This window comes from Halalkalibacter krulwichiae (genome assembly GCF_002109385.1).
Lineage (GTDB): Bacteria > Bacillota > Bacilli > Bacillales > Bacillaceae_D > Halalkalibacter > Halalkalibacter krulwichiae.
On sequence record NZ_CP020814.1, the window covers coordinates 1,436,476 to 1,459,056 of the forward strand.

The 22,581-nt window shown below is 37.8% G+C and carries 19 protein-coding genes and 3 pseudogenes; all 22 read left to right on the forward strand.

The genetic code is table 11. The features are described from left to right. Positions 1-20: 20 nt before the first annotated feature. Positions 21-1,291, forward strand: a pseudogene (locus BkAM31D_RS07410) (GntP family permease). Between the two features lie 46 nt (positions 1,292-1,337). After that, complete coding sequence (locus tag BkAM31D_RS07415) at positions 1,338-2,174, forward strand: class II fructose-bisphosphate aldolase (RefSeq protein WP_066152483.1); 837 nt, start codon at positions 1,338-1,340, stop codon at positions 2,172-2,174. 184 nt (positions 2,175-2,358) lie between these two features. Continuing rightward, on the forward strand, positions 2,359-3,648 hold the full coding sequence (locus BkAM31D_RS07420; protein WP_066152480.1) for an MFS transporter: 1,290 nt from the start codon (positions 2,359-2,361) through the stop codon (positions 3,646-3,648). Between the two features lie 56 nt (positions 3,649-3,704). Beyond that, entirely contained in the window at positions 3,705-3,953 is a 249-nt protein-coding gene (locus BkAM31D_RS07425; RefSeq protein WP_066152477.1) for a hypothetical protein, read from the forward strand. A gap of 244 nt (positions 3,954-4,197) precedes the next feature. Beyond that, positions 4,198-4,356 carry a hypothetical protein gene (locus tag BkAM31D_RS23495; RefSeq protein ID WP_157076776.1) on the forward strand — a complete coding sequence of 53 codons (159 nt, stop codon included), beginning with the start codon at positions 4,198-4,200 and terminating at the stop codon, positions 4,354-4,356. Between the two features lie 277 nt (positions 4,357-4,633). Continuing rightward, positions 4,634-6,388, forward strand: coding sequence for a cache domain-containing sensor histidine kinase (locus tag BkAM31D_RS07430; RefSeq protein ID WP_066152472.1), 1,755 nt, complete (start codon positions 4,634-4,636; stop codon positions 6,386-6,388). Further along, positions 6,378-7,544, forward strand: a complete 1,167-nt coding sequence (locus BkAM31D_RS07435; RefSeq protein ID WP_066152468.1) for a response regulator transcription factor — start codon at positions 6,378-6,380, stop codon at positions 7,542-7,544. Before BkAM31D_RS07430 ends, BkAM31D_RS07435 begins: the two co-directional genes overlap by 11 nt. 15 nt (positions 7,545-7,559) lie before the next feature. Then, entirely contained in the window at positions 7,560-8,807 is a 1,248-nt protein-coding gene (locus BkAM31D_RS07440; RefSeq protein ID WP_066152464.1) for an ABC transporter substrate-binding protein, read from the forward strand. A gap of 15 nt (positions 8,808-8,822) precedes the next feature. Next, a pseudogene (locus tag BkAM31D_RS07445) lies at positions 8,823-9,062 on the forward strand (hypothetical protein); the annotation flags it as partial. After that, the gene (locus tag BkAM31D_RS07450; RefSeq protein WP_066152459.1) at positions 9,046-9,684 is read left to right on the forward strand and encodes an O-methyltransferase; all 639 of its coding nucleotides are present in this window, start codon (positions 9,046-9,048) and stop codon (positions 9,682-9,684) included. The pseudogene BkAM31D_RS07445 and the gene BkAM31D_RS07450, both read left to right, overlap by 17 nt. 225 nt (positions 9,685-9,909) lie before the next feature. Continuing rightward, on the forward strand, positions 9,910-10,296 hold the full coding sequence (locus BkAM31D_RS07455) for an ArsR/SmtB family transcription factor (RefSeq protein WP_066152457.1): 387 nt from the start codon (positions 9,910-9,912) through the stop codon (positions 10,294-10,296). Then, positions 10,286-12,433 (forward strand): heavy metal translocating P-type ATPase, encoded by a 2,148-nt coding sequence (locus BkAM31D_RS07460; protein ID WP_276565212.1) that lies wholly within the window; start codon positions 10,286-10,288, stop codon positions 12,431-12,433. The genes BkAM31D_RS07455 and BkAM31D_RS07460 overlap by 11 nt, the downstream gene beginning before the upstream one ends. A 136-nt stretch (positions 12,434-12,569) precedes the next feature. Then, positions 12,570-13,207 (forward strand): annotated as a pseudogene (locus tag BkAM31D_RS07465) (pyridoxamine 5'-phosphate oxidase family protein). A 17-nt stretch (positions 13,208-13,224) separates the two neighbouring features. After that, positions 13,225-13,662 (forward strand): pyridoxamine 5'-phosphate oxidase family protein, encoded by a 438-nt coding sequence (locus BkAM31D_RS07470; RefSeq protein WP_066152449.1) that lies wholly within the window; start codon positions 13,225-13,227, stop codon positions 13,660-13,662. A 567-nt stretch (positions 13,663-14,229) separates the two neighbouring features. Next, positions 14,230-15,525, forward strand: a complete 1,296-nt coding sequence (locus BkAM31D_RS07480) for a sugar ABC transporter substrate-binding protein (protein ID WP_066152446.1) — start codon at positions 14,230-14,232, stop codon at positions 15,523-15,525. A 164-nt stretch (positions 15,526-15,689) separates the two neighbouring features. Beyond that, positions 15,690-16,616 carry a carbohydrate ABC transporter permease gene (locus tag BkAM31D_RS07485; RefSeq protein ID WP_066152445.1) on the forward strand — a complete coding sequence of 309 codons (927 nt, stop codon included), beginning with the start codon at positions 15,690-15,692 and terminating at the stop codon, positions 16,614-16,616. Positions 16,617-16,630: 14 nt separating this feature from the next. Beyond that, positions 16,631-17,476, forward strand: a complete 846-nt coding sequence (locus BkAM31D_RS07490; protein WP_066152444.1) for a carbohydrate ABC transporter permease — start codon at positions 16,631-16,633, stop codon at positions 17,474-17,476. A gap of 13 nt (positions 17,477-17,489) precedes the next feature. Beyond that, positions 17,490-18,452 (forward strand): carbohydrate kinase family protein, encoded by a 963-nt coding sequence (locus tag BkAM31D_RS07495; RefSeq protein WP_066152441.1) that lies wholly within the window; start codon positions 17,490-17,492, stop codon positions 18,450-18,452. Positions 18,453-18,454: 2 nt separating this feature from the next. Beyond that, a complete protein-coding gene (locus tag BkAM31D_RS07500; RefSeq protein ID WP_066152439.1) occupies positions 18,455-19,879 on the forward strand; it encodes a glycoside hydrolase family 32 protein in 1,425 nt (474 codons plus the stop codon). Between the two features lie 10 nt (positions 19,880-19,889). Further along, complete coding sequence (locus tag BkAM31D_RS07505; protein WP_084372096.1) at positions 19,890-20,525, forward strand: YesL family protein; 636 nt, start codon at positions 19,890-19,892, stop codon at positions 20,523-20,525. A 173-nt stretch (positions 20,526-20,698) separates the two neighbouring features. Then, positions 20,699-21,619: an ABC transporter ATP-binding protein gene (locus BkAM31D_RS07510; protein ID WP_066152434.1), complete on the forward strand. Its 921-nt coding sequence runs from the start codon at positions 20,699-20,701 to the stop codon at positions 21,617-21,619. Then, positions 21,612-22,568 (forward strand): ABC transporter permease, encoded by a 957-nt coding sequence (locus BkAM31D_RS07515; RefSeq protein WP_066152430.1) that lies wholly within the window; start codon positions 21,612-21,614, stop codon positions 22,566-22,568. The genes BkAM31D_RS07510 and BkAM31D_RS07515 overlap by 8 nt, the downstream gene beginning before the upstream one ends. The last annotated feature ends 13 nt before the right edge of the window (positions 22,569-22,581 follow it).

Genomic DNA, 22,581 nt, shown 5'->3' on the forward strand with positions numbered 1-22,581 from the left:
TGTTTGTCTTAATATTGAAAATGAAATTGGAACCTTACCTAGCTTTAATTGGGGTTGCATTAGGAACCGGGGTTGTAATTGGAATTCCTCTATCAGAAGTTCCAGGAATTGTTGCGTCAGGATTTGGGAATACCTTAACAGGCGTTGGGATTCTGATTGGATTAGGAGTCATCTTCGGGCAGTTTCTTGCTGCCTCTGGTGCTGTTGAAAGAATTGCTCAGTCAGTCTTAAAAGTATTTGGAATTAAACGGTCACCTGCGGGCTTAGCTTTGACAGGTACGGCTGTATCAATTCCGGTATTCTTTGATGCCGCATTTGTCATTTTGAGCGGGCTTATTAAAAGTTTAACGAAAAAGACAGGGATACCTGTTATCTCATTTGTAACTGCTTTAGGTGTTGGATTAATTGTTTCTCATAGTATGATCGCTCCAACGCCAGGGCCGTTAATTGTCGCTGAAAATACGAATTCTGATTTAGGTTTCTTTATTCTATATGGAATCATTTGTGCAATTCCTGCGACACTTGTCGGTGGATATTTGTACGGCATGTTCATTGGAAAACGCATTCAACCTAATGGTGAAATCGAAGAAGCTCAGGTGAGTGAAGCTGAAAAGCCAAGAAAGCAAATTAGTACTTCTCTTTCGCTTGGAATGTTAGCGTTACCAATTGTGTTGATTTTATTAAATACTTTTTCAAAATTATTATTCCCTGATACTCAATTAGCTGCTTTCTTCGGATTTATTGGAGATAAGAATGTTGCGTTATTTATAAGTGTTATTGTTGGTGTCATTGTTTTAACTCCTTATATTTCTACTCCTAAGCAAACACTTTATTCTGAAGCGATCAGTTCAGCTGGTATTATTATCTTAATTACAGGTGCTGGGGATCTTTTGGTGCAGTTATTAATCAAAGTGGTGTAGGAGATCATTTAATTGCAACGATGCAGAGCTGGAGTATACCGGTTTTCCTTCTTGCCTTTATTTTCTCTCAAATTTTACGTGCTTCATTAGGTTCCGCGACAGTTGCCTTAGTCACTACCTCTAGTATCTTAGGACCTTTAGCGATTGATTTAGGTGTCGCACCAGTACTTCTTGGTCTAGCGATTTGTGCAGGGGCAATTGGTTTATCTCTTCCTAATGATTCCGGATTCTGGGTTGTGAACAAATTTGGTAAATTAACAATTGCTCAAACATTAAAAGCATGGACAGTTGGTGGCTTTGTTGCTGGATTATCCGCATTAGGAATGGTTTACATCTTAAGCTTATTCTCTGGTATTCTACCTGGACTTTAACATGTATTTCTACAAAAAGAGAACCTAGAGTAAAAGGAGTAAACTTATGATTGTTAATACAAAAGAGATTTTAGTAGAAGCTAGGAAAAAGAAGTACGCTGTTGCTGCTTTTAATGTGTTCAACCTTGAAACGGCTCAAGCTGCGGTTGCAGTTGCTGAGAAAGAGAAACAGCCTGTTATTTTAGCTTTAGGGGAGAGATACTTTCCTACCGTAGATGTTGAAGGGTTTTCGGCTTTGGCGCATGCGATCGCAGCCAAAGCAAAAGTGCCAATTGCTCTTCATCTAGATCATGCCTATGAAAAACAATCGATTATTCGTGCCATACGCTGTGGCTTCTCTTCTGTCATGTATGATGGCTCACGCTTTGAGCTAGAGGAGAATATCCGCCATACAAAAGAAATCGCAGAAATTGCGCATATGGCTGGAGTTTCCATTGAAGCGGAAATAGGATCTCTTGCAAGAGGCTCTTACTCGGATGAAGAGGAAGGAGATGGCACACTTACAGATCCAGATGAAGCTGTGAGATTCATTGAAGAAACAGGAGTGGATTTTTTAGCAGCAGCAATTGGAACAGTACACGGGATGTATCAAGGGGAACCGAATATTCAGATACCTTTATTAAAAGAAATAAATGAAAAGGTTAACATTCCTCTTGTTCTGCATGGTGGTTCAGGAACGCCAAATGAAATCATCACCGAGTCGATTCAATTTGGCATTTGTAAAATCAATGTCAATACAGAAGTGTCGATGGCTGCAGTTAATTATTTACATCATACCGAATTTAAAGAACAGCATCTTTCTAGTATCACTGCTGATATTCAAGCAGAGATGGAGAAAGTCATGACAAAATTTGTGAGGTTGTTTGCTAATCGATCAAATTAGTCTTATGCAGTTGAAGAACTCTTCTAGGCCTTATTGCCCAGGAGAGTTCTTTTAATTGAAGGTTTTTCATTGATCAAGTCGATTTTAACTATTTATGCAACTTTTTCGTCCCGCTGATATCCTTCTGACATTGATCCTTTATTCTTTTATGTAACAACTGAAGAATGATAAAGGGTGAATGAATGTGAGTAAAGAAATCAAACAAAAAGAGTCCATTTGGCGAAATTCAATTTTCATGAAATTATTTGCTTCCTATACAGTGTCGATGTTCGGTCATTGGTTTGATATGGTTGCAATCATTGTATTGTTTAGTTATGTATGGGAGACAGAACCGATTGTTTTGGCGCTTATCCCTGTTGCTTATGCGTTACCACAAGTCCTTTTAGGGCAGTTTGCTAGTATGTTGACAGATCGATTTCATAAAGTGAAAGTTATGCTGGTAGCAGATGTTGCAACGGCAGTCTTAACATTTTTGCTCGTATTTACAAAAGGTCCATGGATCGCACTTGTTCTCATCGCGCTTCGGTCCACGATCAGTGTTGTACATTTACCTGCTCAACAGGGACTTATTAAACGAGTAGTGAAAGAAAAGCTGCTTATGAAAGCTGTGACGTTAAACGGTTCGGTTAATCAATTAGCGAAAATGATCGGACCATTGATTGGTGCGTCTCTACTAACCATTTTCTCACCGAAGCTATGTATGATAGTAAATGCAATTTGTTATACGATATCCGCTTTCATATTGTTTAAGGTTTTGTTAGACAAAAAAGACAATGAGAAAACCTCTACTCCTGTCGTGGTAAATAAAATAAGATTAGGATTTTGGGGAACGTGGAAAACAGGGTGGCTCATCGTTTTCCAGAAAAAAACGCTTTATTACAGTTTAATGGCTACTTTCATTGGTGTGACAGCCATTCAAATGGTCGACATTCAGTTCCCCGTTTTGTTTCGGGAGATTGCTCCGCATCTACCTCATTTACCAGGTTGGTTAATGGCAGCATCAGGTGCAGGCGCCCTTACCATGATCATGTTATTAAACCACTTTAGAAAATTAACGAACTATGGATGGTTGATTGGAATCAGCTTATTCTTCATCGGGGCAGGTTTTGCAGGAGTCGCATTACTAAAGGAAGGATTTCATATTTTCTTTCCTCTTTTATTCGGTTTTATTGTTGGGTTAGGAGTAGGCCTGCTAACAATTACAAATCAGTACATTGTACAATCAGAAACAACGGAACAAGAAATTGGTAGAGTCACTGCTATCACGAACTCTGTTATCAGCTTTACTGTGATCTTGTCTCCACTAGCAGGTGGTGTACTTGTACAATATTTTGGCGTTCGGTTTGTTTATTTAGGATCGGGTAGTTTATTGCTTTTGATTGGAATGCTTTTGTTTGTAGGGGATTCTATTTTGTTTAAAAATAATCAAAATAGAAAAAAGGTGGTGATCGCAGAGGGAAAGTCAAGCTCTTGACTTTCCCTCCATAACCCTTTTACATATACCTATAAATTCATCTAGGAGGCATACAAATGGAACAACAGCACCAGCATACGTTAAGTATTGTTGACTTTAGCACAACCGCACATGGTTCAACCTTTGTGAAATTCACTGGATACGATGCTAAAATAGAGAAAAAGTTTTCAGGAGAAGTGAAATTTCTAGGTGGCAACCCGTATGGGGATATCATTCATCCTGATCGATCGACCTTATCTGATGACTGTAGACAGTATGTGCAAAATTTATTAGTGGAGAAATTTCATTCAGGAGAATTTCAATAACTAATGAAAAAAAGGTAAATGATCTAGGCGCAATACAGCTGTGTATGTGCGCTTTTTTGTTGCTAAAACTTAATTGTAATAAAAAATCCTACCAAGGCGTTCGTTCACTGTGTTAATTAGTTAGGATATTAAAAAGAAATCAATACTTATTAATATTTATTATTAATAAGTATTGATTTTCATTATAAGGAAGTGTTAAACTTAATATTAGTTAATAGGAAGCGTGTACAGAGGAGGTTCTAAAATGTATCAAGTAAATGAGACGATGGTAATTGAGAAAATGGACGAGCATTTTTGCTTAGTGAAAGAAGCAAAAGGAAAGAAAACAGTTGAGATGTGCTTTTCAACAATTGAAGATGCACTATCTTATTCATTTGAACGGAAATATTGTACGAGTTGTTAATTGAAAAAAAGGTGCCAGCTTAATTGTCGTCAAAGACTAAACTGGCACCTTTTTTTTGAATTGGATAATAAGAATTTAAACAAAAATCAGAAGAATACCACATATTAAAACGTACCAATTTGAAATAGGATGAAAGAATATAGGGGAAAGATTGTACCTTTTTCAAACGGAACCCTATCCCCTTCAATATATGATGTATTCCACTTAATTCCATGTATCATTACCGTTATTCATGATACTATTTTTCTAATATTAATTTCAGAAGATGGAGCTCTCTATGAAATTTCAAAAGAAAATTTTAATGGCCTTTTTGTTTTTTATTTTATTTCCTATTTTTATCTTAGGTTTTGTCTCGTACTATGTAACCTCTTCCACGTTAAAAAACAAAGTTGGTGAAGAGACGTTACAAACGTTGAATGCACTTGATCTTAATTTGGATATGGTGATTTCAGAAGTCAATACGCTATCTAATTACATTGCTTCATCTAGGGAAGTTCAAGATTTTTTAATGTACAACGATGAACAGTCTATGCTTGATTTTTATAATCAAGGTCAAGCAATCGCAGGGTTACTTTATGGTCAGTCAAAGATTGATAATTTAGTACTGTATAATGCAACAGAACAAGTTTATAGCTTTAAGCGAACGATTCCCCCAACGTATCAACAATTTCTTGAGTCTGACTATTATCAATACTTAGTAGCAGAAGAAGGAAGACCAGTTTGGTTGTCTACAGATCAGAGCAGTCAGTTTATTGATGAGCATCCGATTATTTTGCAAGGGCGTGCAATTAAGGATGTCAATACGCTTCGTGATATAGGCTATCTTATTCTAGAAGTGAAACTAGAACGGTTTGATGAAGTGTTTAAAAGCCTTGAACAAATAGGGTCTCAGGAAATGATTGTTAATCAAAGTGGAGAGATTGTATATAGCCTCAATCATCAAATGATTGGCGATACAGTTGATTTACCGGGTAGGATGGGAATGAATCAGTCAGGTACACTGATTGACAACTGGGATCAAGAAAAGAGTCTCATTTCTTTTATTCCGATTACCTTAAATGACTATGAACCAGCTCAATATTTTCTTTTGTCGATTAAGCCTTGGAGCTTTATTACGAATGAAACAAAAGTGATACGTCAAGTTACAATCATCTTAGTTATTCTTGTGACGGTGTTTGTTATTTCTTTCAAACAGTTATTTTTGAATAAAATTATCCATTTTATCACAGATTTTGAAAATAACATGAAAAAGATAGAAAAAGGGCAATTGGATACTAGGATGAAAGCGTTTCCTATTTGGGAGTTAAATCATTTGGCGATGGGGTTTAACCGTATGGTTAAGGAAATATCCTCGTTGTTAAGTCGAATTAAAGGAGAACAAGAGAGAAAAAGAAAAGCTGAATTTAAAGTTTTGCAAAACCAAATCAACCCTCATTTTTTATATAATACGCTTGAGTCGATCAATTCTTTGGCCGCATTAAGTGGGAATCGCGATATTAGTAAGATGACGATAAATTTAGGAAAGTTGCTTCGAATAAGTATCAACGCTGCTGATAAAGTATCAGTAAGAGATGAAGTACGCCATGTCATTAGTTACATGGAAATTCAAAAAGTCCGCTTTGAGGATCGATTTACATTTGAAATAGAGGTGGACAAACAATTAGAAAGTTACTATGTCTTGAAGCTAGTTTTACAACCGTTAGTCGAAAATATATTGATTCATGCTTTCAAACGAAATCAAGTAGATGGAATCATTAGGATTCGTGGTGGTATAGCTGGAAGCGATGGTTATTTCTTGGTTGAAGATAATGGTGTAGGCATTCCAGAAAATGTACTAGAAACGTTTAAGCATTGCAATCAAGGGAGTGAGACACATAGTCAGAACATTGGTTGTGGAGTAATGAATGTGCAAGAACGGATGAAAATTTATTATGGACAACGTTATGGAATGATGATCTGTTCGGAAGAGAACAAGGGAACAACGATTAAGCTAACATTTCCGATCAGTGAGGGGGAGCAAGATGACTTATAAAGTAGTACTAGTTGATGATGAATCACTTATTCTTAGAAGTTTAGAGAAGATTATTGATTGGGAGTCTCTTAATTGTGAGGTAGCAGGTACAGCAAATGATGGACAAAAGGCCCTTTCACTCATTAAGGAGATGAAACCAGAGGTTGTTGTTACAGATATTTGTATGCCTGAAATGAATGGGCTTGATTTGCTTAGAGAAATCCAACAATTACAAGCTCAACCGAAAGTTATTCTGTTAAGTGGATACAATGATTTTCAATATGCAAAGGAAGGATTACGGAACAATGCTTTTGATTATCTTCTAAAGCCAATCGATCATGATGAATTAGAGAAGTGCCTTGAAAGAGTCATCATTACCTATGAAGACGAAAAGAAGAAGAAGTACGATTATCGGAAGAATTTGATTTTCGAAGCTTTAACATTCGGGAGTTCATTAAAAGATGACTATGTTTACGTAATTGTAAAAGTCGAATTCAATAAATTATCATTAACTGATGAACAACAAATAAGGGAATGGGCGAATCAAGATATAGTAGATACGTTCTTAGATGTATTTTTTTATAAGGTTGATCAATCAAACTATCTACTTGTGTTTGTGGGATCTAAAGAAGACATTGATATCCAATTAAAGGTGCAGAGTGAGATACAAGAGGTAACAAACAGGATTTCGACACTTATGAAAATAGCGGTAGGAAAAAAAGTCATTGGAATTGATAACCTCTATGAATCTTATCTTCGTACAAGCAAATTGCATCAATCTGCCTCCTTTTTAAAAATGAAATGGGTTACCGAAGAGGAGATTAAAAATGAATATCATTCAATTGCCTCTCCTGACGTTGCCATTAATACAGCTAAGAGCTATTTGCTAGAAAATTTCACAAAGGAAATTGGCATTGAAAATGTTGCAAGATTAGTTGAGTTCAGCGTCAGTCATTTTAGTGTGTTATTTAAGCAAAAGACAGGTGTTACGTTTCTTGATTATTTAACAAATCTTCGAATTGAACATGCGTGTGTACTGTTAAAGACAACGGATTTAAAAACTTATGAAATTGCTGAAATGGTTGGTTATAGTGATCAACGATATTTCAGCCAAGTGTTTAAAAAGCGTGTATCTGTCACTCCGAGTCAATATAGAAAACAAGGTAACGTTTCTTAAATAAGGAGGCTCAAAATGATGAAAATGCATCTATTACGTTGTACTTTTGGGATTGCCTGTTTATTTTTGACTGCATGCACAATGGAACAAGAGGTTGTTATTGATTCAGAGAAAAAAGAAATTGAATTTTTCCAGACAAAGACAAACGTTGTTGATTTTTTTGATCAGTTAATTGAAGATTTTGAAACACAACATCCTGATATTAATGTGAAGCAAGTCAATGTTCCAGGAGGGATGGAAGTATTAAAGACGCGAATAGCACGTGGAGATGTACCTGATATTTTTATAACCTACCCAATTGAGCAAGACTATATGATCCGTGCAACAAGAGGCTATCTACTAGATTTATCAGAGGAGAACTTCATTTCAGAGATTGACCCAACCATTCAAGAGCGTTATGCGATTGATGGAAGGATGTATGGGTTGGCGCTCTCACAAAATGCTGTTGGAGTGATTTACAATAAAGATGTGTTTGAACAGTTGCAGATTGAAATTCCAAGTACGTGGGATCAATTTATAAGCGTTTTAAAGAAATTAGAAGCAAATGATTTGCAGCCTCTTTTAATGGCAAACAAAGATTTGGAAAGAGTGAGCGTCTTTAACCTTTCCCTTGTTGCCAATACTTTTGACAATCATTATTGGGAGGCGGTTAACAAAAATGAAATAGGCTTGCGAGGTGACCAAAGGTGGATTGAGATCTCGAATCAAATGCTCGAATTTTTAAGTTTTGCTCAGGAAGGTTCTTTTAATATGGAGGGGGAGGATCTTAATCAAGCCTTTATGCAGGGGGAAGGAGTCATGAGCGTGATTGGTGTTTGGGAGATTCCGAATCTTGAGAAGATCAATCCGGAGTTTGACTATGGTATTTTCCCTTTTCCTGCAACGAATGACCCAGAATTGAATAAGGTTCTTGGAGGAGTTGATGGTGGTTTTGCTATTTCAGCTGATACAGACCATCCTGAGGAAGCAAAAATGTTTCTAGAATTTCTGGTTGAAAAAGAGAATGCACAAAAGTTTTCGGACTATGAGGGGAATATAAGTACTGTTAAAGGAGTTCAGCAAAACAATGACAAAGTTCATTTATTAGCTGAACATATCAGTCAAGGTAAATCTGTCAATTGGCCGAATCATCATTGGGTTGGTGGGACAGCAGCTGAAGAGGATTTCAGGAAAATTTCACAACGTTTTTTTTATGAACGTGATATCGATGCTTATTTAGAAAGGTTAGAGATCATGTTTGAGATGTATAGACAACATCAGTAGATGTAAGTGTTTATCATAAATGGGAAACGTTCTACTCTTAAGCAACAGTTGGATGAGCCAGAATTTCAATCGATTCAGCAAGTGATCGTCGGCGAATTAAAAGCGATTGATATGGTAATCAATGAGTTTAGCCAACTTTTTGATATTCAAGAAAGTGAAGTAATGGAGTTCTTATCAAAGAAAAAAGAAGAACGACAAGCGTACAAAAGAAAAACAGAAGGAGAGGGGATTAAGAGCCATGAAACAAATGAATGAATATATTGATTCATTGTTTACTAAGAAAGACATTCTTTTAGAGGAGGTTATTACATCCATCGAAGCACATGACATGCCTTCTATCTCGGTATCACCGTCTTCAGGCAAACTTCTAACAATGCTTATCTCCATCTCAAAAGCGAAAAGTGTGCTTGAAATCGGTGCTCTTGGAGGTTACAGTGGCATTTGCCTAGCAAGAGGATTTGGAGAAAAAGGTAAATTAACTTCTCTAGAATTAAAAGAGGAGTATGCAGAGCTTGCATATGAAAATGTCAAGAAAGCTGGATTTGGTCATCAAGTAACTTATATGACTGGAGAAGCGTTACATAGTCTTGAACAATTAGCCGCTAGCAATCAGCGATTTGATTTCTTTTTTATTGATGCGGATAAAGGAAATTATGAACATTATTTAGAGTATTGTATTCAACTCGCAGAGCCCAATGCGCTTATTGTGACAGATAATGTTCTTCAAGGTGGTAGTGTAGCAGATCCAGAATGTAAGACAAGACGCCATACTGAATTTATGAAAGAGTTTAATAAAAAGGTAGCAAGCCATCCTCAATTAGACTCATTAATAGTACCAATTGGGGACGGTTTGACGGTTTCAGTTGTAAAAAAGTAAAAAAAAGCTATTCTTTGGTACCTCTAGAATAGAACACTTTATGAGCAACATGAATATTGTGAATGAAAAGAATAACGGAAAGAAGCTGTATCGTTGGTTACTAAGCGGTATAGTTTCTTTTTTAGTTAACATTCTAATATTCATTTGATTATTTGATTGACTTATATTCAAATGGTGATTAGAATGAAAATATAATCAAATGAATATTTGAATGAAGGTGTAAAAATGAAAAACAAAGTTAAACAATCGCCGGATACATGTGAAATATTTTGTTATGACGAAGAGAAGGTCAATCGTGTTCGTACAACAGTCGAAGAAGAGAATCTTGTTCCTGTTGCGAATATCTTTAAAGCTCTAGCGGATGAAACGAGATTGAAAATCGCTTATGCCCTAGTACAAGAAGATGAATTGTGTGTCTGTGACGTTGCAAACATTATAGATGCAACTATGGCAACAACTTCCCATCACTTACGGCATCTTCGTAATTTAGGAATTGCCAAAAGTCGTAAAGAAGGGAAGTTAGTCTTTTATTCTCTTGATGATGACCATGTCCGAATGCTTGTTACTACAGCAGTCGTCCATGGCAAGGAGGTCGATACCCGTGGCTGCTAAAAGCGATCAACATGTCTATCGTGTTGAAGGGTTTACTTGTGCGAATTGTGCAGGGAAGTTTGAAAGAAATGTTAAGATGCTGCCTGGGGTGACTGATGCAAAAGTAAATTTTGGAGCATCTAAGCTTTCTGTTTACGGCCATGCTTCCGTTGAAGATTTAGAGAAAGCAGGTGCATTTGAACAGTTAAAAGTGAGACCGGAATCAGAAAGGAACCGATCTTCTCATACTAGTAGAGAAGGGGCTGAAGAAGAAAAGCCATCCTTTTTCAAGAAATATAGTACAGTACTTTATTCTTTCTCCTTTCTTGTTTTCGGATTTTTGTCTTTCTTTGTAAATGGAGAAGAGAATCTCGTTACCGTTCTCTTATTTCTAGCATCAATGTTAGTCGGTGGATTCCAGCTGTTTAAAGTAGGATTTCAAAACTTAGTACGTCTTGAATTTGACATGAGAACACTCATGACAGTTGCCGTTATTGGTGGAGCACTTATCGGTGAATGGGCTGAAGTGGCTGTAGTCGTCATTCTCTTTGCAATTAGTGAAGAGCTTGAGCGATTTTCAATGGATCGCGCTCGAAATTCAATTCGTTCTCTTATGAATATTGCACCAAAAGAAGCACTTGTGAGACGTCATGGACAAGAGATTATGATACATGTCGATGATATTGCGCTTGGCGATATTATGATCGTCAAACCGGGGCAAAAGATTGCCATGGACGGTGTTGTCACTCGAGGTCATTCTTCGGTTAATCAAGCTGCGATTACTGGTGAATCCGTACCAGTTGAGAAAACCATTGATGATGAAGTCTTTGCTGGAACATTGAATGAAGAAGGATTATTAGAAATTAAAATCACGAAACTAGTAGAAGATACAACGATTTCAAAGATTATTCATCTAGTAGAAGAAGCGCAAGGGGAGCGAGCTCCTGCGCAAGCTTTTGTCGATCGATTCGCGAAATATTACACCCCGATCATTATGGTCATTGCAGCTCTCGTTGCGATCATTCCGCCACTCCTTTTTGCTGGAAATTGGGAAACCTGGGTTTACCAAGGATTAGCAGTATTAGTAGTTGGATGTCCATGCGCGCTAGTCATTTCGACGCCTATTTCGATTGTGTCTGCTATTGGCAATGCTGCCAATAAAGGAATTCTTGTAAAGGGAGGCATTCACTTAGAAGCAATTGGTTCGCTCAAAGCAATTGCGTTTGATAAAACAGGAACGCTAACAAAAGGGGTGCCTGAGGTTACTGATTATAAAGTGATTGCGCCTGATACAAATGAAACTAAATTATTGTCAATCATTACGGCATTAGAATACCATTCCCAACACCCTCTTGCATCGGCCATTATGAAAAAGGCAGAGACAGAACATATTCAGTATACAAAAGTAGATGTGGAAGACTTCACTTCAATTACAGGGAAAGGGATTAAAGGTAAGATAAATGGCGTTACTTATATGATTGGAAGTTCTAATTGGTTCCATGAATTTTACCCTTTACCCGAAGAAGTGGAACAACTGACTGCTTCCTTACAGAACGAAGGTAAGACCGCGATGCTCGTTGGAACGGATATAGAAATCTTAGCTATTATTGCGGTTCGTGATGAAGTTCGAGAGTCCAGTCAAGAAGTGATCAAAACGTTACATCGTGCAGGAATAAAAGAAACGATTATGCTAACTGGAGATAATCAAAGTACAGCTCATGCCATTGGCCGTGAAGTAGGTGTAACCAATGTTCAAGCAGAGTTAATGCCAGAGGATAAATTGAATTATATGAAACAATTAAGAGCAAAACATGGAAAAGTGGCAATGGTAGGAGATGGAGTGAATGATGCACCAGCCTTAGCAGCTTCGACTGTTGGAATAGCTATGGGTGGAGCTGGTACCGACACAGCCCTAGAAACAGCAGATGTTGCTTTAATGGGAGATGATTTAAGAAAGCTTCCATTTGCGATAAAACTAAGTCGTAAAGCGTTGAACATTATAAAGGCCAATATCACCTTTGCCATTGCAATTAAGATGATCGCCCTCTTATTAGTCGTGCCGAACTGGTTAACATTATGGATGGCGATTCTGTCTGATATTGGTGCAACGCTATTAGTAGCCTTAAATAGTATGAGACTGATGCGCGTCAAGGAATAACAACTAAATCATTGACTATTATTAGAAAACAAGACCAAATCTTAAGTGATTTGGTCTTGTTTTCTAATGAATGAAGCAGTTTGCTAGAAAAATAGTGTTATATTTAAGGGAGTCTAAAAATGCAGAGGTGAAAATAATGATGAACGAACAGATTCAGTTTCGGCATACAATTAAGACAGAAGAAGAGTTACGAAAGGTCGTTGGTTATCCGAGTGAACTCGTGAAGAAAAAGGTTATTTCCTATTTAGATCACAATTGTTTAGAGTTTATTTCCAAATCCCCTTTTTGGTAATATCAACTTCTGATGAATCAGGCTGTGACGTATCTCCTAGAGGTGATGAGGCAGGTTTTGTTCACGTTTTGAGTGAAAAGCTTTTGTTAATTCCCGAAAGACCTGGAAACAAAAGGATTGATTCGATGCGAAACATTTTAGCAAATCCTAGTGTCGGGCTGCTCTTTTTTATACCGGGCTTAGGAGAGACATTAAGGATTAATGGGAAAGCGAAATTAGTAATGGATGACGAATTACTTGAGAAAATGGCAGTCAACGGAAAAAGCCCTTTATTAGCGATTGGGGTAGAGGTCGAAGAATGTTTTATTCATTGTGCGAAAGCACTCAAACGTTCAGCATTATGGGAGCCGGAGTCTTGGATTGAGAAAGAATTAGTACCATCTGCTGCAAAAATCTTACTTGAACACGCGAAGCTCCCTAATACAAGCGTGGAATCGATTCAGACACGGCTTGAAGAAAGCTATACGAAGAGGCTTTATTAGTTGAAGGAGGGGAAGAGATGAAAATAATCAGGGATAAGAAAAGAAGCTTTGATCTAGATGCGTTTCTACATAAACCTCTCTTTGCGCATTTATCAACAGTTGCTGATGATGCCCCGCGAGATTCACCGGTTTGGTTTCTTTGGGAGGAAAGCGAATTATGGATCATTGGAACCTCAGCTGATAGCTTCCCTAAAAGAATTACAGAAAATCCGAAATGTGCAATTGGAATCGTTGATTTTAATCACAAGGAAGGAAAAGTTTTGCATGTTGGCTTTAGAGGACAGGCGGCAGTGGAACCATTTAACGTGACCATTGCCAAACGTTTACTTACTCGTTATTTAGGAGCGAATGAAAATCAATGGGATCCAAGATTTAAGCATTTAGATGACACGAATGTCTTAATACGGTTTATACCTGATACGGTAGTAGTACGGGATCAGTCTTATATAATTTAGTGTTGGATAACTAACTATTTGTGTAAGCGAGGCATCTTAATAGTTTGGTTTTTTACTTTATGAGACGTCCCGCTTTCACACAAAATGTATTTTGTTTCTGTTGCTTTTTTTATAGCCTTTACTTCGTATTTTCCCACTTCTGTGTTTATGATATATTCTGGTTTCGGTTGATGAAGCTTTGATTATGGCCAGCAATACAGCATCACTTTTTTCCATTTCTTCCAATTCTCGTCAGATTCCCACGTTACTAAAACGATAGCCTCTTCCTTCTTACTTTCTTAGTCAAGATCTATACATCTACAATCCCATCATGCTCCTCAATCATTCAAGGTTTAAGTCAATTTACTACTTGTTTGGAATTTCCTTCTGTACCTGTTGTTAAAAATCTCACCATATACAATAAAAATTTAAACATAAATCGAAGGAATGCCTCATTTTGAAAGCGTTTTATTACCTATACAATAAAACTAAGAAGTACAAAACAAAGTACGAGAGGGGAGCAAGTTAAAGATTTTAAACCAAAAATGTAAGCGTACACACCGATAAAAAAGTATAGGGGGAATAGAGATGAAACGTTTTGGTTTAAGCTTATTCACATTAGCAGCAGCAGCAGTTATTGCTACAGGGTGTTCTTCTAATGATGATGTAGCGGGTACAGGTGAAGGGGCTAGCAATGATTCATCCGATGGTGGAGAAGTGACATTAACTTTATGGCATCCAGAAGGAGATATGTCAGAGGCATATTCTGAAGTGATTGAGCAATTTAACGCTGATCATGAAGGAGAAATAGAAGCTGAAATTACATTTATTCCAAGAGGAAGTAAATATGCGTACGAAGATAAAATTTCAGCTGGTGCGACAAGTAATACGTTGCCTGATTTAGTTGCATTAGATGGTCCTAATGTGGCTAACTATGCAGAGGCTGGAATCATTCAACCGATTGATGGACTTGTAGAAAATCAAGAAGACTTCGTTGATTCAATCATCACACAAGGCACATTTGATGATCATTTATATACGGTTGGACCGACAGAATCGACAGTGGCCTTGTTCTACAATGTTGAAATGCTAGAAGCAGCAGGTATTACCCCACCGACATCATTAGAAGAAGCATGGACGTGGGATGAATTCTATGAAGCTGCTAAGACATTAACTGATGAAGAGAATGGGATTTATGGCGTGAACTGGACACTTGATTATGGAGAATGGATTATTTATTTCACTGGACCTACTGTATGGTCCAATGGTGGAAGCTTCATTGCTGAAGATGGCTCAACAACAGAAGGATATGTGAATGGTCCGGCTACCGTTGAGGCGCTCGAATATCTGCAGAAGTTTACGAACGAAGGACTAGTAAACTTACAACCTACACCTACAGAGTTTGAAGATGGAAACGCAGCGATGATGCTAATGGGTTCATGGCAGTGGAATAAACTACAAGACTACCCTGAAACAGAGTGGGGAATTACGTACTATCCTCGTAGCAATAATGGAGAACAAGTATCGCCATCAGGAGATTGGAACTGGGGAATCTCAACGAATACTGAGCACAAAGAAGAAGCGGCGATTCTCTTAAACTACATTATGAATGATGAGAACATTATTAAGTTAGCGGAAGCTGGAAATAAACCAGCAGCACGTATTTCTTCATTTGAACAAATGACAGAGTGGAATGAAGCACCACTTTCTATTTTGAAGGACCAAGTATTGAATACAGCACATCCAAGGCCGTCAACAACTTCATATCCAGTATTATCAACAAGATACGGTCAAGCTGTTCAAAACATTTTCCTTGGTGGTAACGTTCAAGAGGAATTAGATAAAGTAGTAGCAGAAGTCGATACGGACATTTCGCGTAAATAAGTTTTACCAAAAATAGAAAATGGCATTAGGCTAGCCGGCTGCCTGTACGCTACGACTCACGCGTCTTGCAGCGGCTATGCTGATTGCTACTGAGGTTGATTCAAACGGTCAATAAAGTGACCTTTTGAATCAACCTCTTTACTACAAACAAGGTGGTGGAAACGATGGCGCTTTCCAAACTAGAAAAAAGTCCAGCAACATTCCTTAGAAAAGGGCAAAGTCATTCGACTTATAAACGTCAGCAGAAAGTACTAGGAGTCTTGTTCACACTCCCGGCTTTAGCTCTTATGTTTACGTTTTTGATATTACCTGTTATTTTAGCTTTTATTTATAGCCTAATGAACTACAATATGTTAAATCCAGACGCTAAAACGTTCACGGGTTTGGATAACTATATTCGATTGTTCCAAGACCCGATCTTTTTTACCGCTTTGAAGAACACCTTGTATTTTACCGTTCTCGTCGTTCCACTACAATGTGCGGTAGCCTTGCTATTAGCGATCTTAGTTAATAAAAAGGTGAAGGTTGCATCGCTCGGACGAGTGTTTTTCTTCAGTCCGGTTGTAACTTCGATGGTCGTAGTCGCCATTCTTTGGACCTTTCTATATAACGTAAACAACGGGCTGATCAACAGTGCATTAAATGTTTTTGGTATTCCCAATCAACCGTTTTTATTAAGCCCAGATCAGGCGATGAACTCAATTATCTTTATGTCCATTTGGCAAGCGGCAGGATTTCAAATGATGATTTTCTTAGCGGGGTTAAAGGATGTTCCTGATACGTTGTATGAAGCCGCCGATATTGATGGCGCAAATGCGTGGCAAAAGTTTCTAAACGTTACTCTTCCATCCATTCAACATGTAACAGGATTTGTATTAATAATTACGACTATTCAAGCGTTTCGCTTATTTATACAACCATATGTGATGACAAACGGAGGACCTAGTGACTCGACGAAAACACTTGTTTTCATGCTTTATGAAAATGGCTTCCAATTTAGAGATGTTGGATATTCCTCAGCGATTGCCGTTGTGTTTTTCGTAGTGGTGATCATTACGTCTTTAATCTTGAAGAAGGTATTAAAACAATAAGGGGTTGATTGACGATGACACAGCGAACGAAGAAACAATTAAAGAAAATCGGGGTAACCCTGACGATTCTTTTGCTTGGTTTCTTATTTATTGCCCCGCTCTTATGGATGATCGTAGCGTCGATTAAACCAGAAACGATGATCTTTAAAGATATGGGGTTTGGAGCGTTTATTCCGAAAGAAGTAACATTTGCTCACTATTCAAAAATTCTCTTTTCTGAGAATATCAATTTCTTTCATTATATGAAAAACAGTATCTTTACTGTAGGCATGATTGTCATCCTTGGAACGATTGTCAATTCAATTTGTGCCTACGCCCTGGCCAAACTGAAATTTCCTGGCAGTGATTTCATTTTAATAGTAATCATTGCACTATATGTTGTCCCCTTTGAGAGTGTATTGATTCCACTTTACATTGTAGTCAACAACTTTGGCTGGATCAATCAATATCCGGCACTTATCGTTCCGTTTATCGCTTCTGCCTTTAACATCTTTTTATTCAGGCAGTTTTTCATGGGATTTCCAAAGGAGTTGGAAGAAGCAGCTCAAATTGATGGGGCGACACCATTTCAAACATTTATGCGGATTGTTGTTCCGAATTCAAAACCCGTATTTGCAACCGCAGCAATTTTAACGTTCGTTACACATTGGAGCGATTTTATGTGGCCATTAATTGTTGCGACTGATCAATCGATCCAGACGGTTCAAATAGGAATTCAGTATCTCTTTACAGATAACAATATTCAATATGGTCAAATCATGGCTGCATTAACCTTAACGACGATACCAGTGATCTTAATTTTCATCTTCTTCCAGCGTTATTATGTACAAGGGATCACTTCAAGTGGCGTAAAAGGGTAAAAGGAGGAGCAACATGTACGATATTGTTTCGCTAGGTGAATTGTTAATTGATTTAATTCCTCATGATGATTTTACACAAGAGCAATTTGCTTATGAAGCTAAGGTAGGAGGAGCTCCAGTGAATGTCTTGTCTGGACTTGCCAAATGGGGACATTCTTCCGCTTACATTGCTAAGGTAGGAAATGATGCATTTGGGCGCTATTTAAAGGAAAAGATTGAAAGGGCAGACATTGATGCTAACCATATAAAAGTAGATTCTAAAGCGCCAACGACGGTAGCGGTTGTCACACTAGATGAGCGTGGGGAGAGAACTTTTGATTTTATTCGGAACCCTGGGGCAGATCAGTTGCTGACCAAAGATGAAATTGACTACAGCTTAATTCGTCGAACGAAAATTTTTCATTTTGGAACTCTCTCGCTCACTCATCATCCTTCAAGAGAAGCGACTCTTGAGGTTATCAAATATGCAAAAGAGCAAAGCAAGCTTATTAGTTTCGATCCGAATTATCGTCCACTATTATGGGAGGATCAAGATGATGCTAAAAGAATGATCTTAGAAGGACTTCAATGGGCAGACCTTGTAAAGATCTCAGATGAGGAAGTTGAATTTCTGACAAATGATAAAGAGGTCGTATCAGCTGCCGAGCAGCTTGCAAGAAAATATCAGATCCCTATGTTATTTGTGACCAAAGGCAAAGAAGGTGCGGCAGTCATTTGTAATGGTCATCTTCTTTTTGAAAAAGGAAGGACGGTCCAACCCGTTGATACAACGGGAGCAGGGGATGCCTTTATGGCTTCTGTTCTTCATCAGTTTTTAGTGAAAGACAAACCGATTAGTGCAATAACAAAAGAAGATTTAGCGGATATGCTACAGTTTGCCAATGATGCAGCGTCAATGTCTACGATGAAAAAAGGTGGTTTTGGAGTCGTACCTGCGATCGATGAACTTCAAATAAACAATCGGACCGAGGTGTAAGGATGTACAAAGAACAATATCGACAACAATTCCATTTTAGCCCAAAGGAAAAATGGATGAATGATCCGAACGGATTGGTGTATTACAAAGGAGAATACCATTTATTTTATCAATATCATCCAGATAGTATGGTGTGGGGACCGATGCACTGGGGTCACACAGTCAGCAAAGATCTCATGCATTGGGAAGAATTACCGGTTGCTCTCTATCCAGATGAATTAGGGCAAATTTTTTCAGGAAGTGCGGTTATTGACCGAGATAACACGAGTGGTTTAAAAACATCAGATCAAGAAGATGTGATGGTCGCGATCTTTACTCACCACGGTGAAGATAACGAAAAACAAAGCATTGCTTACTCAAATGATCGCGGAAGAACATGGACGAAATATGAAGGGAATCCTGTCATTGAAAATCCAGGAATAAAAGATTTCCGTGATCCAAAAGTGTTTTGGCATGAATCTTCAGGAAAATGGATTATGTCACTCGCGTGCGGTGATGAAATTCAATTTTACGGCTCACCAAATCTTCTTGAATGGACGTTTCTTTCAGCTTTTGGAAAGGAATATGGTGCGCATGGTGGAGTGTGGGAATGTCCGGACTTAATTCAATTAGAGGTCGAAGAAACAGAAGAAAAGAAGTGGGTGCTCATCGTTAGTATTAATCCAGGTGGACCGAATGGCGGCTCAGTCGTTCAATATTTCATCGGTGATTTTAATGGGGAAACATTTACTTGTGATGATGACAAAGAAACGATCAAGTGGGCTGATTACGGCCGTGATTTCTATGCAGCGGTCACATGGAGCAATCTATCTGAGCCGATTTGGATTGGGTGGATGAGTAATTGGCAGTACGCTAATCAAGTGCCAACAGATCCATATCGGAGCGTCATGTCGATCCCGAGAAAATTGAAGCTACGGAGAGAGAACGAACAAGTAAAGCTCATTCAAACACCAATAGATCTTTCTTCCCTATATAAAGAGCCAACTCTAGTAGATGAACATCTAACAGTAGTTCCTACAAAAACGAAGCAAATGAATTTAAATGAGCTTCAAGTGTTGGTGCAGGCAAAGGTAGAGGAAAACCAAGCTTCTCTATTCACTTTAACGCTAAACGGGGAAAAGGAGAGACTGCATATTGAATTTGACCGTGTGAAACAAGAAGTAAGAGTCGACCGCACTGATAGTGGAAATGTAGCTTTCTCTGAACATTTTCCGAGTATTGACCGAATGCCACTCTCATTTTTTAAAGACTTTACACTAATAGTCGACCAGTCTTCCATTGAACTATTTATCAATGATGGCAGCAGTGTTATGACGGAATTGTTTTACCCATTAGAACAAACATATACGTTAGAGTGGAAAGCAATGGATGGAGAAATTACGTTTTCAAATGTAACGATCAACGAGATTAAATCTACTTGGAAGTAAGAAAGGAACGATGATGATGAATCCGTGGGATGGAAAAACCGCTTCATTTTTAAGAGCAATCACAAACGTTATTATTTTAAACTTTTTGTGGGTGATTGGTTCTATGCCGTTATTTACAATTGGACCTTCAACAGCAGCGATGTATGGAGTGATCAGGAAATGGCATTTGCATCAGGAGCATAGCGTGATAAGGTGCTACATAAATGAATACCGGCTCCATCTCAAACAAGGATTTGTCGTCGGAACACCTTGGATTTTGTTTGGTGGAATCTTACTTGTAGATGTTTATTACTTCTTGCAAATCTCTAGCTCGTTAAAGGCATTTTTTATCGCAATTACTGTCGTAGTATTTATCCTTTATCTCATTACAAGTGGTGTGTTCTTCCCTGTACTCGTTCACTATCAAGCAAAAGGTTTTACGCTGATCAAACAAGCCTTTACGTATTCACTAGTAGACCCGAAAACTAGCTTTGCGATATTTCTAATGTGGACCGGGGTTGCTGTAACGATGTATTATGCGCCATTAGCCTTGTTTGTTATCGTTGTCCCAGTATCAATGATTACGTTTCGTTTTGCTTTGCAGATGTTTAAGACCGTGGAGAAAGTACCACGGGTGCGGGAGGAGTATCTTCCAGTTGGCAAATAGATAAGGGCATATATTAGTAAGAAGGATTAAGTTGTTAACCTAATTGGTTAGCAGCTTTTTTTATTTAGTAGATTGGCATATTAAGTATTAATACTTTTTTAATATTTTCATAAGCACCATTTAAGTTTTCATTGTCATAATGCAATAACAGATGATCAAGAGGAGGAATTGAGATGGAGAATAAACCAATCGTTCAAATAAAAAATTTGAAAAAGCAAATAGGAAAAACGACAATCATTCACGGGATCTCGTTAGATTTGCACCCGGGTGAAGTGTTTGGTTTTTTGGGACCCAATGGTGCTGGTAAGACAACGACAATCCGAATGCTTGTAGGACTAATGAAAAGTACGGAAGGTGAGGTAATCATTAATGGTTATAGCATTCAAAAGGATTTTGAAAGAGCCATCTCACATGTAGGTGGTATTATTGAGAATCCGGAAATGTACAAATTTTTGTCTGGGTACGATAATTTAATTCACTATGCAAGAATGATCCCGAAGATATCAAAAGAAAAAATCGAAGAGATTATTAAACTTGTAGGATTAGAGAAAAGAATTCATGAAAAGGTAAAGACGTACTCTTTAGGGATGCGCCAACGCCTTGGCCTAGCGCAGGCGTTGCTTCATTCACCTTCGCTATTAATATTAGATGAACCTACTAATGGTCTTGATCCTGCAGGTATTAGAGAAATTCGTACCTATATTCGAAAAATTGCTAAAGAACAAAACATAACTGTCTTTGTCTCGAGTCATTTGCTCTCGGAAATGCAACTTATGTGTGATCGGATTGGGATCATCAATCACGGGAAGCTAATCAGTGTTCAAAAAGTTCATGACATGCTAAATCAGAATCAAAAGTTAACGGTTCACTTTCATGTCACTCCTCTTAAAAAGGCATTTGCAACTGTGAAGAAAAACTTTCCAAATGTTGAAATGAGAGACGGTAAGCTTCTTCTTATCATTGAACAGAAAGAAATCCCAACGATCACCAAATTTCTTGTAGAGCATGACTTCGAAGTGTTTGGTATTACTCAAGAAAGCAAAACGTTAGAAGAAAAATTCATGGAAATGACAGCGGGGGACTTGCATGCTTAATATAATTCGTTTTATTCAAAATGAAAACATGAAAATTTATAAACGTATTGGTACATGGGTAATGGTTGGAGTTTTGATTCTCACTGTAGTGATTGGTGGATTAGTGACAAAATATATGATGAACGTTTACGAAACAGAGGACTGGCAACTAGCATTACAAACAGAAAATCAGCAGCTTACTGATCAAATAGCACAGCTAAATGACATGGAAATGGGGAGTGCTGCACAACCCCTTCATCATCAGATTAGCATTAATGAGTATCGAATTACGAATAATGTTCCCCCAGTGGAATCGGGCACTTTATGGGGTTTTATGATGACAGTTCCAGATTTCACTGCGCTCGCATCGGTTTTTGTCATTGTCATTGGTGCAGGAATCGTAGCAGGGGAATTTTCCACTGGTACAATTAAACTTCTTTTAATACGTCCGGTAAATCGCTTTAAAATATTACTTTCAAAGTACATTGCGACGCTTTTATTTGCCGTTGTTTTACTAGCGCTTTTGTTCCTTTCATCTTTTGCTGTAGGTAGAATATTATTCGGATTTGGTGGGGGGCAGTTGCCTTATCTTGTATATAATGGCGAGGAAGTCGTAGAGAGAAGTATGATAACGCAAATTATGAGCTTCTATGCTTTTAACAGTATTGATTTAGTTATGATGGTTACATTTGCCTTTATGATTTCTACCGTTTTTAGAAGTGGCTCAATGGCAATAGGTCTATCTTTATTCTTGATGTTTACAGGTGGTCAAGTCGTCCAATTATTTAATCAATACGACTGGGTTAAATACATTTTGTTTACTCATACAAATTTAAGCCAATATAACAATGGAACACCGATTGTTGAGGGGATGACCATGAGTTACTCCATCATGATGCTCTGCATTTACTTTATCCTCTTCATTGGAATTTCGTTTATTACCTTTCAAAAGAGGGATGTTGTCGCTTAAACGTCTGAGAGTT